This window comes from Singulisphaera photorubra (assembly GCF_045290345.1).
Classification (GTDB): Bacteria; Planctomycetota; Planctomycetia; order Isosphaerales; family Isosphaeraceae; genus Singulisphaera.
In genome coordinates this window covers 6249321-6263869 of the sequence record NZ_CP155447.1, presented here as the reverse complement: position 1 = coordinate 6263869, position 14549 = coordinate 6249321, and the positions used below count along the sequence as shown (strand labels likewise).

The following is a 14549-nucleotide window of genomic DNA, read 5'->3' as shown; positions in this document are numbered from 1 at the left end:
TCAGCAGCTAATGAGTGCGTTGGGTTCGAGGGGGGGGGCAATGTTCGCTGGCAGCAGATGCCAGCGCGTTGTCCCCCCCTTTTCGATGGGGCCGGGCCAGGCTCTGGTATCTCACTCGTGGGGTCTGGTAGGATAGATAGGCAATGCGATCACCACCGAATTTCGCGATTGGCTTGATTCGGCTGGTCAGTCCGACCCTCCGCTTTATCCCCACCCGACCGCTTCTTCGGCATCGACCAAGCCTCCTGCATGGCCTGGTCCTTGCGCCGGAGTGAGCCGACGGAGTCGACTCCCATGCAATACGCTTCAGGCTGCACGGAACGCTGGCGAAGCCGATCCCTGGTTCTTTTCCTGATCGCGATCGCCGGGGGACCGGCGGTGGCCGGGGGACCGGGCCCGAAGGTGGATTTCAACCGCGACATCCGTCCCATCCTGGCGGACAATTGCCTCGCGTGTCATGGCCCCGATGAGCCCAAACGCAAGGCCAAGCTCCGGCTCGACACGGCGGAGGGAGCACGCGCGGTCGCGGCCTCGGGAAGCGCGGCCATCGTTCCGGGCAAGCCCGAGGAGAGTGAACTCTACTTGCGGATCATGTCGGAAGACGGCGAGGAGCGGATGCCTCCGGCCAAGTCGGGCAAGACGCTGACCCCGGAGCAACTCGAACGACTCAAGGTCTGGATCGAGCAGGGGGCTCCCTTTGAAAAACACTGGGCGTTCGTCCCCCCGACGCGGCCGACCGTTCCCGAGGTTCGCAACTCCGCCTGGTGTCGGAACCCGATCGACGCGTTCGTCCTGGCACGTCTGGAGAAAGAAGGGCTGGCTCCCTCGCCCGAGGCCGATTCGCTGACCCGGCTCCGCCGGCTCAGCCTCGACTTGATCGGCCTGCCGCCGACAATCGCGGAGGCCGACGCCGCCCTGGCGGAAACGGGCCCTGAGGCCGATGCGAACCGGGTCGCCCGGCTCCTCGATGCCCCGGCCTACGGCGAGCGCTGGGGCCGGATCTGGCTCGATGCCGCCCGCTATGCCGACTCCGACGGCTACGAGAAAGATAAGCTCCGGCAAGTCTGGTCCTATCGCGACTGGGTCATCCAGGCCTTGAACCGAGACCTCCCTTACGACCGGTTCGTCATCGAGCAGATCGCCGGCGACCTGCTGCCGAACGCGACGCAAGATCAGGTTGTCGCGACCGGATTTCTCCGCAACTCGATGATCAACGAAGAAGGTGGGGTCGACCCCGAGCAGTTCCGCATGGAGGCCATGTTCGACCGCATGGAAGCCATCGGCAAAGGGGTCCTAGGGCTGACGATTCAGTGTGCGCAATGCCATACCCACAAGTTCGACCCCATCACGCACGAAGATTACTACAAGATGTTTGCCTACGTGAACAATACTCACGAGGCAAACGTCGCCGTTTATTCGCCCGATGAACAGATGAAGCGGGCCAACCTGTTTCAGCAGATCCGTGAGATCGAGGCGGAGCTCCAGCACAAGTCGACTGACTGGGCCCAGAGGATGGCTCGCTGGGAACAAGAGGTCACGGCCAACCAGCCCGTGTGGACCGTCGTTGAAGCGGATGTTGATGATATCAGCACGGGCGGGCAGAAGCATCAGAGAATGGATGATGGCTCGCTGCTGGCCGGGGGCTATGCGCCGACGAAGTTCCAGACCAAGTTCACGGTGAAGACAGACCTCCAGGGGATCACCGCATTCCGGCTCGAGCTGCTCAACGACCCGAACCTTCCGCTTGGAGGGCCGGGTCGCTCGATCAAGGGGACCGGGGCGCTCACGGAGTTTCTCGTCGACGCGGCCCCGGCCGACGGATCCGGCAAGCCGGAGCGGATCAAGATCGTCAAGGCAACGGCCGATGTGAACCCGCCGGAGGCCCCCCTCGAGGCGATCTTCGACGACCGGAGCAAGACGCCTCGGGTGACCGGCCCCATCGAGTACGCCATCGACGGCAAAGCGCCGACCGCCTGGACCTTCGACATCGGCCCCGGCCGGCGAAACCAGCCTCGCAAGGCGGTCTTCGTGGCCGACAAGCCGATCTCTCACGCCGGGGGCAGCGCAATCACGTTCTACCTGAACCAGAGCCACGGCGGCTGGAACAGCGACGATAACCAGACGAATAACCTCGGCCGGTTCCGATTCTCGATCACAGCGGCTCCCAATGCGACGGCCGACCCATTGCCGAAGGGAGTTCGCGAGATCCTGGCCATCGCGCCCGAGCAACGGACCCCTGCGCAAGTCGCGACGGTCTTCGGTTACTGGCGGACGACCGTCCCCGAATGGAAAGAGGCGAACGACAAGATCGAAACGCTCTGGCGCGAGCATCCCGAAGGATCGTCGCAGCTCGTCTTCAAAGCACGCGAAACGCCGAGAATGACGCAGATGCTCATCCGAGGCGATTTTCTCAAGCCGGGAAAGACCGTGGCGCCCGGGGTGCCCGGCTTCCTCAACGAGGTGCCGCCGGATGCACCCGCGGATCGCTTGACGTTTGCCCGCTGGCTGGTTGACCGCAAGGCGCCGACGACCGCCCGGGCGATCGTCAACCGCGTCTGGCAGGCTTATTTCGGAATCGGACTGGTGAGCACCAGCGAGGACCTGGGGACCCAGAGCGAGCCGCCCTCGCACCCTGAGCTGCTCGACTGGTTGGCCGTCGAGTTCATGGAGCAAGGGTGGAGTCTCAAGAACCTGCATCGGTTGATCGTCAGTTCGGCCACCTACCGGCAGTCGTCGAAGGCGATGCCCGAACTGCTGGCTCGCGACCCCTATAATCGCTTGTTGGCGCGAGGCCCTCGGTTCCGGGTCGACGCCGAGGTGGTTCGCGACGTGGCTCTGGCGGCCAGCGGCCTGCTCAATTCCAAGGTCGGCGGGCCCAGTGTGTTCCCGCCCGCCCCCGAATTTTTGTTCCAGCCCCCAACCAGCTACGGCCCGAAGGTCTGGCCTGTCGCCACCGGCCCCGACCGCTACCGCCGTGCCCTCTACACGTTCCGCTACCGCTCGGTGCCGTACCCGATGCTGCAAACGTTCGACTCTCCCAATGGAGATGTCTCTTGCGTCCGCCGCACGCGCTCGAACACGCCGTTGCAGGCGCTGACGACTCTCAACGAGCCGACTTTCCTCGAATGTGCCCGGGCCCTGGCATTGCGGACACTGCAAGAGGGGGGGGATACCGACTCCTCGCAGCTCACTTATGCGTTCAGACGCTGCCTGGCACGCACTCCCACCGCTCGGGAAGCCGCGGTTCTGCTCGACCTCTTGCATCGGCAGGTCGAGCGGTTCGGGCGTGACGGAGCCAAGCCCTGGGAGCTCGCGGCGGCGGATCCGAATCAGCCTCCCACGCTGCCCGCGGGCGCGACTCCTGTCCGGCTTGCCGCCTGGACCGCGGTCTCTCGCGTGCTGCTGAACCTCGACGAAACCATCTCCAAGGAATAAGAAGAAGGGGGGCGAGCCATGAACTGCCAGGACCACCTCTACCGCAACGCGAATCCGACGCAGGTCGCTCGCCGCTGGTTTCTCCAGCAGTGCGGAGTCGGCCTTGGTTCGCTGGCGCTCGGCCAGCTCTTGAACCAGGGAGGGTATGCCGCCTCGCCGTCGTCCGCAACGGTGCTCGGAGCCGATCCGCTTGCGCCGAAGGCGCCGCACCATGTGGCCAAGGCCAAGCGGGTCATCTTCCTGTTCATGGCGGGCGCTCCGAGCCACCTCGAGCTCTTCGACAACAAGCCTCAGCTTGCGAAGTTCGACGGGACGCTGCCGCCTCCTGAATTGCTCAAAGGATATCGCGCGGCGTTCATCAATCCGAACTCGAAGCTGCTCGGGCCGAAGTTCAAGTTCGCCCGCCACGGGCAGAGTGGGGCGGAGCTTTCGGAGCTGCTGCCCGAGCTGGCGAAGGTCGTCGACGACGTCGCGATCGTCCGTTCCATGACGACGGACGCCTTCAACCACGCCCCCGGTCAGATCTTGATGAGCACCGGCTCCCAGATCTTCGGTCGGCCCAGCGTGGGCGCCTGGGCTACTTACGGCCTCGGTTGCGAGACTCAGGACCTCCCTGGCTTCATCGTTTTCAGCACCGGCAAGAAAGGCCCGAGCGGCGGCAACTCGAACTGGGGGAGCGGCTTCCTGCCGACCGTCCATCAAGGTGTGCAGTTTCGTGCCAGCGGTGACCCGGTGCTCTACCTGTCGAACCCCAATGGGGTCGACTCGGAGCTTCAGCGCGAGAGTCTCGATGCCGTCAGCTCACTGAACCGGATGCGGCTCGACGAGGTGGGCGATCCCGAGATCGCGACCCGGATCAGCTCCTACGAAATGGCCTACCGGATGCAGTCGGTCGCCCCCGAGGTGATGGATATCGGGCACGAGCCCAAGCATGTTCTCGAGATGTACGGTGCCGAGCCGGGCAAGCCGTCCTTCGCCAACACCTGCCTCCTCGCCCGCCGGCTCGTCGAAAAGGGCGTCCGCTTCGTCGAGATCTTCCACGAGGCCTGGGACCAGCATGGCAACCTCGTCGGTGACCTCAAGAAGAACTGTCAGGAGACTGACCGGGCCTGCGCGGCCTTGATCATGGACCTCAAACAACGAGGGATGCTCGAGGACACTCTGGTCGTCTGGGGCGGCGAATTCGGCCGGACCCCGATGGTGCAGGGGGGGAGCGACGGCCGCGACCATCATCCGAACGCGTTCACCATGTGGATGGCCGGCGGCGGTATCAAGCCGGGCGTGACCCTGGGAGAGAGTGATGAACTTGGTTTCCAGGCCGTCAAGGACGTGGTCCACGTCCACGACCTGCACGCCACGATCCTCCACCTCCTCGGCTTCGACCACACCCGCCTGACCTATCGCTTCCAGGGGCGCGACTTTCGCCTGACCGACGTCTCGGGCCGAGTCGTCAACGAGTTGCTCGCCTGAGTCCTTGGAGCATTGCGTGGGGCCTCATCCGGTCGGCCGTTGGGATCGCCCCTGCTGGGATTCCATCGGGCTAAGGAGGGCCCCCCGCGTCTTTGGTTTTTGCCTGCAGCTTGAGGAGGTCGCGGATCTCGCTCAGGAGCTCCTGCTCTTTGGTCAACGGTGGGGCCGCTTTCGCTTCCTCCTTCCTGGTCCTCATGATCCAGCCCAGGAACTTGACGATAAATAAGAAGAGAGCCACGGCGACAATCAAGAAGTTTACGATATCTCCGAGGAACAAGCCGTATGGAATCTCCTTGCCGTTGATCGTCGCCTTCCAGCCTTGATAGCCGGATTTGCCCGGGAGAATCACTCCGATCAGCGGCATGATGATGTGGTCGACCAGCGACGTGATGATCTTGCCGAACGCCGCTCCAATGATGACGCCGACGGCCAGGTCGATGACGTTCCCTTTGAAGGCGAAGGTCTTGAACTCGTTGAGGAGAGTTGACGCCTGCTTCTTGGGATCGAGATGTTTGATGTCCATTTTGATATCCATTGGGAACCCTTCACTTTAAGTAAGGGTCGCGTTGGTCATCTCATCCAATGAGGCTGTGGGGATGGCTACTGAGAGCCTTGCATTCCTGCTTGATTTTTGGTGACTCGATTCAACCGGTTTCCGCCTTCACGTCTGGCTCCGCATCGATTCGTTCTTGAGTTCACGGAGCCGGTGGCTCAGCGACCTGATCTCCTTGTCGGCTTCGCCGCGATTCGCGGACTCGCCCGTGAAGTCAGAGGCGACTTCGTCGACCTTGCCCTTTCGGCCTGGGCTTACGCGAAACTTGTCGAAGTGTTTCACGGGTCGATGACCCCAGACGCCTTGTGGGCTTGGAATCGTGCCGCGACCTGTCGTTCGCTTGTTTCGGAAGAGTCAGATCATGAGCTCAAGTCGGCGATTTTTGCTTTGACGAGGCGATCGATCTCGGCGATGGCGGTGTCGGTCGCCTCCTGGACGGCACGTAGCGAGCCTCGCCCCCGCGTCTCGATTTGCTTGCGAGCTTCCTGTCGGATCGAACGCACCGCGATTTTGGCCTCTTCCCCGAGTTTCTTGACGTGCCGGGCGAACTCGGTCCGTTGTTCGCCGCTGATTGGCGGGATGGTGACGCAGATCGTCGCCGGGTCGAGCGCATAGGCATTCAGCTTGGCCTCGACCAGTGACCTGACGATGGCGGCGACCGCCGTTCGATCGAACGGGCTGATGGTGATCCGGTCGCCACGATGGGCGACCGTGGCCACCTGGCGGATCGAGAGCGAACGCCCCTGACTGGTGACGCGAAACGTCTCGATGAACCCAGGGCTCATCGCTCCCGGCCGGATTCCAGCCAGTTGTTCGGCGAGAAGGCGGACACTCTTGTTCATCCTTCCCGTCCCGTCGCTCACCTTGCTTCTCCTTTGACGCAGGGGCAGGAGCCATGGCCGCGATCACTCGTCTTTGATCTCGGTCATGGCCGCCATGCCTTCCAGGATTTCTTCCCGATCGGGTCGGGCCATCTTTTGGACGATGCGGCCATCCCGGAGAAAGACGAGGGTCGGCCACAATGTCACTCCGAAGGAACGCCCCAGCCGCCGCCCCGACGCATCCTCCACCTTGATGTGTCGCACGTCCGGGTAAGTCGCCAGCACTTCGGCCAACTGCGGCGCGAGTGCCTGGCAATGGCCGCACCAGGACGCTCCGAATTCGAGGAGCAGTGGCCCTGGCGTCCGATCGATCTCCTCACGCGTGGGTTCGGTACTCTCCATCGGCATTCTCGTCTTGTTCGTATTTCCCCATCAGTTCGCACGTAGCGTGAGTCTAACGCAAAATCGGTGCCCGACACTCTGATGTGGGTCTACTGAACTCGGCTCGCCATGGGATCCCGGCCGCTCCTCCCACGGTCTCCAAGAAGAGGCAGGGGGATCTGTGGTGAAGATTCAGGCCTCAATGAGCACGTCACGGACCACGTCCGGGTGATCGGGGTCATGGACGACCGTGTTGAAGGCGATGATGACCATCGGAGTCGGGCCCGGGTTCTGGAACGCATGCGAGACGCCGGCGGGGATTTTGAGTCGATAGGCCTGGCCTTGGGGGATGTGGAGGTCCTGAATCTCTTCCCCTTGCTCTTCGCGGTAGCGGACCAGGGCGGGGCCGAGGACGACGACGACCTCGTTTCCCCGCTTGTGATAGTGGTTGCCGCGGATGTGGCCGGGGCCGGTCAGGGCGAGGTGGACGTTTTGCTGGTGCGGGAGTGCGTCGGGACCGATCGGCTCCATGACGAGGCCGCGGTGATCGGTCGGGTAGATCATCGGCTCGATCGTCATTCGATTTGCCATAAAAATAACTCCATGAAAATGTGCGTTGTGTTGCGCCGGGGCGGGGCAGGACACGAGGGCGTCGCGTCGGGTCGCGTTGCTTCCCTTACTGCCGGCGTGCGATATGATACGGACTTCGAGACCATTCCGCACCCGCACCTGATCCTGGTCCCCAGAGGTTGGAAGAGACGCCATGATTCATGTGATTGCCACGATCGAGCTCCACGCAGGCCAGCGCGAGGCGTTCCTCGACGAATTCCGCAAGATCGTCGCACCCGTCCTGGCCGAGCCAGGTTGCCTCGAGTACGGGCCCACCGTGGATGCCGTGACCGATATCGGGGCCCAACTCCCCACGCGTGCGGATGTTGTGACGATCGTCGAGAAGTGGGAGAGCGTCGAGCACCTCAAGCAACACCTGGTGGCCCCCCACATGGAAGCGTACAGGCCCAAGGTCAAGGAGATGGTCGTCAAGACCACGCTGCTCATCTTGACCCCGGCGTGAGCGTGGTCCCCATCGTGGGACGCGGAGGCCTGAGATTTCGCCGCCGGAGAGCGTCCGGTGGGCGACCGGCAATCGCCTGGGCTGGTCGCGTTGGTTGATTGCGGCGTGAGGTGGGACGCGACATACTGGTGGGCGTTTGACGCTGTGCTGGGCGTGTTTCAGCGATCCGGCCAGACGAAGGCCGGTTCGCAAACGCAGGGGCGAGCGGATCGTCCCACGTTGGGGCACGCAGGCCGATCGATCGAACGAACGAATCAGGGAGAACCAAGAAGATGAATCGCCGCTCAACACGTCGAGACTTCCTCCGGCATACCGCGGTGGCAGGAGCGGCAGGCCCGCTCCTGGCCGGGCAGACCGCGGCGCTTGCCCAGGATAAGCCGAAGTCACCCAACGAGCGCGTTCAGTTCGCTTGCATCGGCGTTGGTGGTAAGGGCGATAGCGACACGCGAGACGCTGGAGCCTACGGCGATATCGTGGCGCTTTGCGACATCGACGAGAAGACGCTCGACCGGATGGCCGAGAAGTTCCCCAAGGCGAAGAAGTTCACCGACTATCGCAAGATGTTCGAGGAGGTCGGGGACAAGATTGACGCGGTGACCGTCAGCACGCCCGACCACAGCCACGCTCCCGCGAGCGTCCGGGCCATGCGACTGGGCAAGCACACCTTCTGCCAGAAGCCGCTGACCTGGTCGGTCGAAGAAGCACGCGTGATGCGGACCTTGGCCGCCGAGAAGAATCTGGTGACCCAGATGGGCAACCAGGGAACTTCCCACGACGGTTTCCGCTCGGGCGTGGAGCTGATCCGTTCGGGCGTGCTCGGGCCGATCCGCGAGATTCACACCTGGACCAACCGGCCGATCTGGCCGCAGGGCGTCAGCCGGCCGGCCGACACCCCCGGTATTCCCGACAACGTGCATTGGTACGAATTCCTCGGCCCGGCGCATGACCGGCCGTACAGCGCCAAGTACCACCCCTTCAACTGGCGTGGCTGGCTGGATTTCGGCACCGGCGCCCTGGGCGATATGGCTTGCCACACCATCAACGTCGCTGCCCTGGCCCTCAACCTGTTCGACCCGGAGTCGGTCGAGGTTGTCGACACATCAGGCATCGTTGACAACGAGAGCTACCCGGTCTGGTCGATCATCAAGACCAACTTCGGCGAGCGCGACGGGCGTGCCCCCTTGTCATTGACCTGGTACGACGGCGGCAGCAAGCTCCCCGAGGAGAAGCGTGCCTACAAGAAGCTGCTCGAGGGGCAGAAGGTCGGCGGCAGCGGCCTGCTGCTGGTCGGCGAAAAGGGCTCGTTCTACTCGGTGAACGACTACGGCGCAGAGCACGTTCTCTTGCCCAAGGACAAGTTCGCCGACGTGAAGCTCCCCGAGCCGACTCTCCCCCGCACCAAGAATCACTTCGGGGAGTGGGTTGAGGGGATCAAGGACAACGATCCGAAGAAGCCGATGTCGAACTTCGACTACGCCGGCCGGCTCACCGAAACCGTGCTCCTGGGAGTCGTCGCTCTCAGGGTCGGCGGCAAGATCGAGTGGGACCCGGCGGCCATGAAGGTCAAGAACAACTCCGACGCCGATCAATACATCAAACGCGATTACCGCAAGGGCTTCTCGATCCACGAGTGAGCCGATTGACGGTCGATCCTCACCGGATCGAAGCGGATTGAACCTTGCCTCGCCAGGCTTCCCTCCAGGGGGAAGCCTGGCCGAGGTGGGGGCGTTCTCCCGCTCAAGGGATTTCCTTGATCCGGATCCGGCGGTATTCGATCTGGTTCGTCTCGGATTGCAGGCCGATTCCCCCCGTGGCGGGTACGACCAACTCCTTTTCAAGCACTTCACCCTCACAGGTGCACAGGGCGATGGCCGGCTTGCCGTCCGCCCCGGCCTTGACCGTGACCTCGAGCGCGTTCCAGTCACCCGGTTTAAATGACTTCAGATCCTTGTACGGGCCCACCGTCAGGTAGTCACGCACCTGAAGCTGCGTCCCCCTGATGTGCAGCCCACTGTTGGCTTTTGGTTGCGCCCGGAACTCCAGCCTCAAAACGAAATCGCGAGGAAACTCGCGCACGGTGTAGAGGTCCTCGATCGGCTTTCCCCCTTGAATCCGGATCACCCCATCGATCGCCTCGAAGCGAAAATCTTCGGTTTTGACCTTGCCGTCGAGCGGTTGTTTGCCGAGCCGCCAACCCGAAAGGTCCTTGCCGTTGAAGAGGCTCGTAAAGCCTTCTTCAATCGTAAACGCGTCGTCGCCGTGGGTCGATCCATGGCCGATGAGAACGACCAGAGCGAGCCCTCCCCAGACGATTTTCTTGCCCAGGCGGCCAAGCCAAAGCGCACGTTCTGTCATGATGACTCCTTTGTGTTGAATCGTTGACTCATGAATGCGAAGGTTTCGGGTCTCGATCCTGAAATGGTACAAGGGGGCAAAGTCCCTCTCCAGCCTCGACCGGCCGAGTGAAGGCCTTTTTGGCTTGGGGAGCACCAGGGACGTTGGCTTCCGCCTGTTGACGCCTGATCTTCACGGAAATCTTATCAACGAGTCGCGACAGGGCGAAAGAACCGAGGATTCCTGCAGGTTCCGCAACGGCTAGGCCGGCCGGGCTACGGATTCCACCGGGCCGGAGATCCATCGAGATTCTCGTCCAGCCGCGGATCGTTGGATTTTGTAAGTGTCGCTTATGCTTCGACACATCTTTGAAAGATTTTTGTCCTTCGTCTTCCATGATTAGGAGCGTGGTGAATGAGTTCGATCGTCCTGAAAAGCGTGGTGCGGGCTGTCGCTGCGATTGCGCTTGGCGTTGTGTGGATGGAGCCCTTCACGGTGGCCCGGGCCCAGGGGACGAAGGAGGACTACGTACGCGCGGACGGGCTTCGCGAGCGGACGCGTGACAAGGTTTTTAAGGCACGCGTGGAGCCAACCTGGTTCGACGAGGGGAATCGTTTCTGGTATCGCAACTTGCTGGCGAAGGGGGCCCGCGAGTTCATCGTGGTGGATGCGACCGAAGGGACGCGGCTCCCTGCATTTGATCACGGCAAATTGGCGGAAGCGCTCAATCTGGCGACCGGAACACCGAGGAAGCCGACTCATCTCCCATTCGATCGCATCACATTTTCGCGCCAGGGAACGATCGCGTTCGAGGTCGATGGCAAGGCCTGGCGCTACGATGTCGAGGCGGACCAGCTCGAACCGGACGAGCCTCGCAGCCCATCGCCTGAGCCCGAGCCCAGGTCGGATCGGCGGCCAGGGGAGGGCAGGGGACGTCGTGGGCCCAGATCCTCACGCAGCCAGGACTCTCCGGACGGCAAGTGGCGGGTCGAGTTGAAGGGGCATGAGCTTCGCCTCAGAGATAAGGCCACGGGAGAAGAGTTTTTGCTGGCCGAGGGAGGGGCCGATGAGAACCGTTATGAAGAAAGCGCGTTCTGGTCGCCCGACTCCAAGCGGTTGGTTGCGCTCCGACGTTCGAAGGGGGATGCACGCGCAGTCCACCTGATCGAATCGTCTCCCGGAGATCAGTTGCAGCCCAAGTTGCACTCGTTCGACTATCTCAAGCCGGGAGACAAGCCCTCGTTGGTGTGGCCCCACCTGTTCGACGTTGCTGATCGCAAGGAAATTCCGATCGGGGACGACCTTTTCAAGAATCCCTGGCGCCTGGGTGATTTTCACTGGTCCCTGGACTCGTCACGCTTCATGTTCCTCTACAATCAACGCGGGCATCAGGTCCTTCGCCTGGTCTCCGTCGATGCCGAGACCGGCGCGGCCAGGGCGATCATCGACGAGCGGAGCGAGACGTTCATCGACTACTCTCAGAAGATGTTCCTGCAATATCTTGATGAAACGAATGAAATTCTCTGGATGTCGGAGCGGGACGGTTGGAATCATCTCTATCTGTTTGATGCACTGACTGGGCAGGTCAAGAACCAGGTCACCCAGGGAGAGTGGGTCGTTCGGGGGATCGACCGTGTTGACGAAGCGACGCGTGAAGTCTGGTTTCACGGTGGAGGGATCCACGCCAACCAAGACCCCTATTTCGTCCACTATGCCCGGGTCAATTTGGATGGCGGTGGCCTGGTCACGCTCACTGAAGGAGACGGCACGCATCAGGTCAGCTTTTCCCCGGATCGCAAGTGGTTGGTCGACACATGGTCGCGCGTTGATCTTCCTCCGGTGACTGAGCTTCGTTCCGCGAAGGACGGCAAGCTCATCCTCGAGTTGGAGAGGGGGGACTGGTCGGCCTTGCTCGCGACCGGCTGGCGGATCCCCGAGCGGTTCGCCGCCAACGGACGCGACGGCAAGACGGAGATCCATGGCGTGATCTTTCGGCCCTCGAATTTCGACCCCAGTCGTACCTATCCGGTCATCGAGCAGATCTATGCGGGTCCGCATGGGGCGTTTGTCCCCAAGGAGTTCTCGCCGTTGCACCGGATGCCGCAGTCGCTTGCGGAGCTCGGGTTCATCGTGGTCCAGGTTGACGGCATGGGCACAAACTGGCGATCGAAGGCGTTCCACGACGTCTGCTGGAAGAACCTTGGGGATGCAGGGTTTCCCGATCGGATCCTCTGGATGAAGGCGGCCGCCGAGAAAGATCCAGCGCTCGACCTGTCGCGCGTTGGAATCTACGGCGGTTCGGCCGGCGGGCAGAGCGCGATGGGCGCACTCCTCTTTCATCCCGAGTTCTACCGGGCCGCGGTCGCCGATTGCGGCTGCCACGATAATCGGATGGATAAGATCTGGTGGAATGAAGCGTGGATGGGGTGGCCGATCGGACCCGAGTATGCTGCGCAGTCGAATGTGACCAATGCGCACAAGCTCCGGGGAAAGCTTCTGCTCTTTGTCGGAGAGCTCGACCGGAACGTCGATCCCGCCTCGACGATGCAGGTGGTCCATGCCCTGATTCAGGCCAAGAAGGATTTCGACTTCGTCGTCTTCCCCGGCGCGGGGCATGGCGCGGGGGGAAGCCCTTACGGCGAGCGCCGCAAGCGCGATTTCTTCGTGCGGCACCTGCTCAAGGTGGAACCACCCGAGCGCAATGGGGAGTGAGCCGGGAATCGAAGCAGTGACCCGGCCGCCGGAATCTTCAAGGTGGGTCGAGTGCATGAGTCCCGGCTCCGGTCAAATGACGGGAGCCGGGAAAAGCAAGCGATACGGAACGGGCCGCCGGTTACTTCGCGTTCACGGTGACGCCGGGCCAGTCATCGGTGCGGAAGGGGGTGACGGGGAGCCCTTCGTGACTAAACAAGTTGCAGATGGGGTTGTCGGCCCAGGCATAGCGAACGGCCACCGGTTCGGAGACTTCGTCCGCCCAAACTTCGACCTTGTTATTGCCGACCAGCTTCGCCCTGGCCCAGACGAATTTTTGTCGCTGCCGGCGATGGCAAAGCCCTTCGGCTCGCGAACGTCAAACGCCTCGAGTCCGCCACCGACGTGATTGAAGGTTAACGTCACTCGGTTGCCGTCCTTCTCCATCGACTTGTAGGTGGGGCTCTGGTAGGTCAGGTCGATGCCGTAGTCTTTCGCCAGGGCCCAGCGCGCGAGTCGCTTGGCGACGTCGAGCTTGTTGCGGGGGTGAATGTCTTTGTCTTCACCAATGTCGATGATCACGGCTTCGCCGGTGTTGGGCAGCTTGCTCATGGTCATCGTCTGGGCTTCACGGAGCTCGGCCCAGTCGCTCTCGGCCGGCTCGGGCTTCTCCTCGCGGAAGTCGGCGAGCTGGACCCAGTAGAAGGGGAAGTCGCCGATGTTCCACTCATCGCGCCAGCTCTTGATCATCAGAGGGAAGAGGTCGCGGTACTGGTACGCGCGAGACGCGTTCGACTCGCCTTGATACCAGATGACGCCGCGGAGGCCGTAACCGATCGTCGGCTTGAGCACGCCGTTGTAGATGTTGGCGGGGCGATGATTGCCACGCATCGCCGCATCGGGGCTTTGCGGCTGGCGGGGGACAGGCTTTCCTTCGGCCTTTGCCTTCTCGGCCTCTTCTTTCCAGGTGGCCAGGGACTTCTCGAATTTGGCCATCGCCTCCGGCAGCGCCTTTTCCTGCTGCTCCCACCGTTCGAGCAACGGCTTGTACGCCTCGTCGGCGGCGAGCAGGTCCTTGCGGACCCAGGCCTCACAGGCCGAGCCGCCCCATGAGTCGTCGATCAGGCCGATCGGCACGCCGAGCGTCTCTTGCAACTGCCGGCCGAAGAAGTAGCCGACCGCCGAGAACGACTTGACGGTCTCGGGGTTGCAGACCTCCCACTTGCCGTTGAAGTCGGTCTGGGGCTCTTGCGTGCCCACTTGCGGGACGGTGATGAGCCGGATCTTGGGGTTATTCGCCGTGCGCGTCTCGAGTTCGGCGTCGTAGGTCGACTCGACGGCCCACTGCATGTTCGACTGGCCCGAGCAAAGCCAGACCTCGCCGATCAGCACATCGTCAAACGTGACGGTATTCTTGCCCTTGACGACCAATGTGTGGGGCCCGCCGACCATCATCGGATCGAGCGTGACCAGCCACTTGCCATCCTGGTCGGCCTTGGTGCTTTTCGACTGAGTGGCAATCGTGACCGTCACGGCCTCGCCCGGGCTGGCCCAACCCCAGACGCGGTCCTTCTGTCCTTGCTGGAGGACCATGTGGCTGCCAAAGATGGCCGGCAGTTTGACATCGGCCCGCGCGGGGCGGCCGGCGCCTGCCAGCAGGGCCGCCGCCAGCCCCAGGCTGAGCAGGCCGGCCGGTTTCAACGTGGAGACGCGGATCATAGAGCACTCCTCGGGGATACGTCGCGGATCGATCCAAGCCGTTGTAGATTAGCGAACAAGTGACGCCGCTTCC

Annotated in this window: 11 protein-coding genes and 1 pseudogene; 5 read left to right on the top strand and 7 right to left on the bottom strand. The window is 62.6% G+C overall.

The window, feature by feature from the left end; translation table 11 throughout:
- The first annotated feature begins 294 nt into the window (after positions 1-294).
- Together V5E97_RS23585 and V5E97_RS23580 are read left to right on the top strand one after the other, a co-directional pair.
- Positions 295-3435, top strand: coding sequence for a PSD1 and planctomycete cytochrome C domain-containing protein (locus V5E97_RS23585; protein WP_406693997.1), 3141 nt, complete (start codon positions 295-297; stop codon positions 3433-3435).
- Positions 3436-3453: 18 nt separating this feature from the next.
- Positions 3454-4905 carry a DUF1501 domain-containing protein gene (locus V5E97_RS23580; protein ID WP_406693996.1) on the top strand — a complete coding sequence of 484 codons (1452 nt, stop codon included), beginning with the start codon at positions 3454-3456 and terminating at the stop codon, positions 4903-4905.
- A 70-nt stretch (positions 4906-4975) separates the two neighbouring features.
- Here the strand turns inward: V5E97_RS23580 and mscL are convergent, their stop codons facing one another.
- The 5 genes from mscL to V5E97_RS23555 form a co-directional block, all read right to left on the bottom strand.
- A complete protein-coding gene (mscL, locus tag V5E97_RS23575) occupies positions 4976-5440 on the bottom strand; it encodes a large conductance mechanosensitive channel protein MscL (protein ID WP_406693995.1) in 465 nt (154 codons plus the stop codon).
- Positions 5441-5566: 126 nt separating this feature from the next.
- Positions 5567-5740 carry a hypothetical protein gene (locus V5E97_RS23570; RefSeq protein WP_406693994.1) on the bottom strand — a complete coding sequence of 58 codons (174 nt, stop codon included), beginning with the start codon at positions 5738-5740 and terminating at the stop codon, positions 5567-5569.
- A 77-nt stretch (positions 5741-5817) separates the two neighbouring features.
- Complete coding sequence (locus V5E97_RS23565; RefSeq protein ID WP_406693993.1) at positions 5818-6321, bottom strand: ribosome-recycling factor; 504 nt, start codon at positions 6319-6321, stop codon at positions 5818-5820.
- A gap of 42 nt (positions 6322-6363) precedes the next feature.
- A complete protein-coding gene (locus tag V5E97_RS23560) occupies positions 6364-6687 on the bottom strand; it encodes a thioredoxin family protein (RefSeq protein WP_406693992.1) in 324 nt (107 codons plus the stop codon).
- 165 nt (positions 6688-6852) lie between these two features.
- Positions 6853-7251 carry a polysaccharide biosynthesis C-terminal domain-containing protein gene (locus tag V5E97_RS23555; RefSeq protein ID WP_406693991.1) on the bottom strand — a complete coding sequence of 133 codons (399 nt, stop codon included), beginning with the start codon at positions 7249-7251 and terminating at the stop codon, positions 6853-6855.
- Between the two features lie 172 nt (positions 7252-7423).
- Here V5E97_RS23555 and V5E97_RS23550 point away from each other — a divergent pair, with 172 nt between their 5' ends.
- Together V5E97_RS23550 and V5E97_RS23545 are read left to right on the top strand one after the other, a co-directional pair.
- On the top strand, positions 7424-7732 hold the full coding sequence (locus V5E97_RS23550) for a putative quinol monooxygenase (RefSeq protein WP_406693990.1): 309 nt from the start codon (positions 7424-7426) through the stop codon (positions 7730-7732).
- A 272-nt stretch (positions 7733-8004) separates the two neighbouring features.
- Positions 8005-9366, top strand: coding sequence for a Gfo/Idh/MocA family oxidoreductase (locus V5E97_RS23545; RefSeq protein ID WP_406693989.1), 1362 nt, complete (start codon positions 8005-8007; stop codon positions 9364-9366).
- A 103-nt stretch (positions 9367-9469) separates the two neighbouring features.
- On the opposite strand, the gene V5E97_RS23540 is transcribed toward V5E97_RS23545, so the two are convergent.
- Positions 9470-10087 carry a 3-keto-disaccharide hydrolase gene (locus tag V5E97_RS23540; protein WP_406693988.1) on the bottom strand — a complete coding sequence of 206 codons (618 nt, stop codon included), beginning with the start codon at positions 10085-10087 and terminating at the stop codon, positions 9470-9472.
- A 393-nt stretch (positions 10088-10480) separates the two neighbouring features.
- Here V5E97_RS23540 and V5E97_RS23535 point away from each other — a divergent pair, with 393 nt between their 5' ends.
- Entirely contained in the window at positions 10481-12778 is a 2298-nt protein-coding gene (locus V5E97_RS23535; RefSeq protein WP_406693987.1) for a S9 family peptidase, read from the top strand.
- A 121-nt stretch (positions 12779-12899) separates the two neighbouring features.
- On the opposite strand, the pseudogene V5E97_RS23530 reads toward V5E97_RS23535, so the two are convergent.
- Positions 12900-14476: pseudogene (locus V5E97_RS23530) on the bottom strand (sialate O-acetylesterase).
- Positions 14477-14549: the final 73 nt, after the last annotated feature.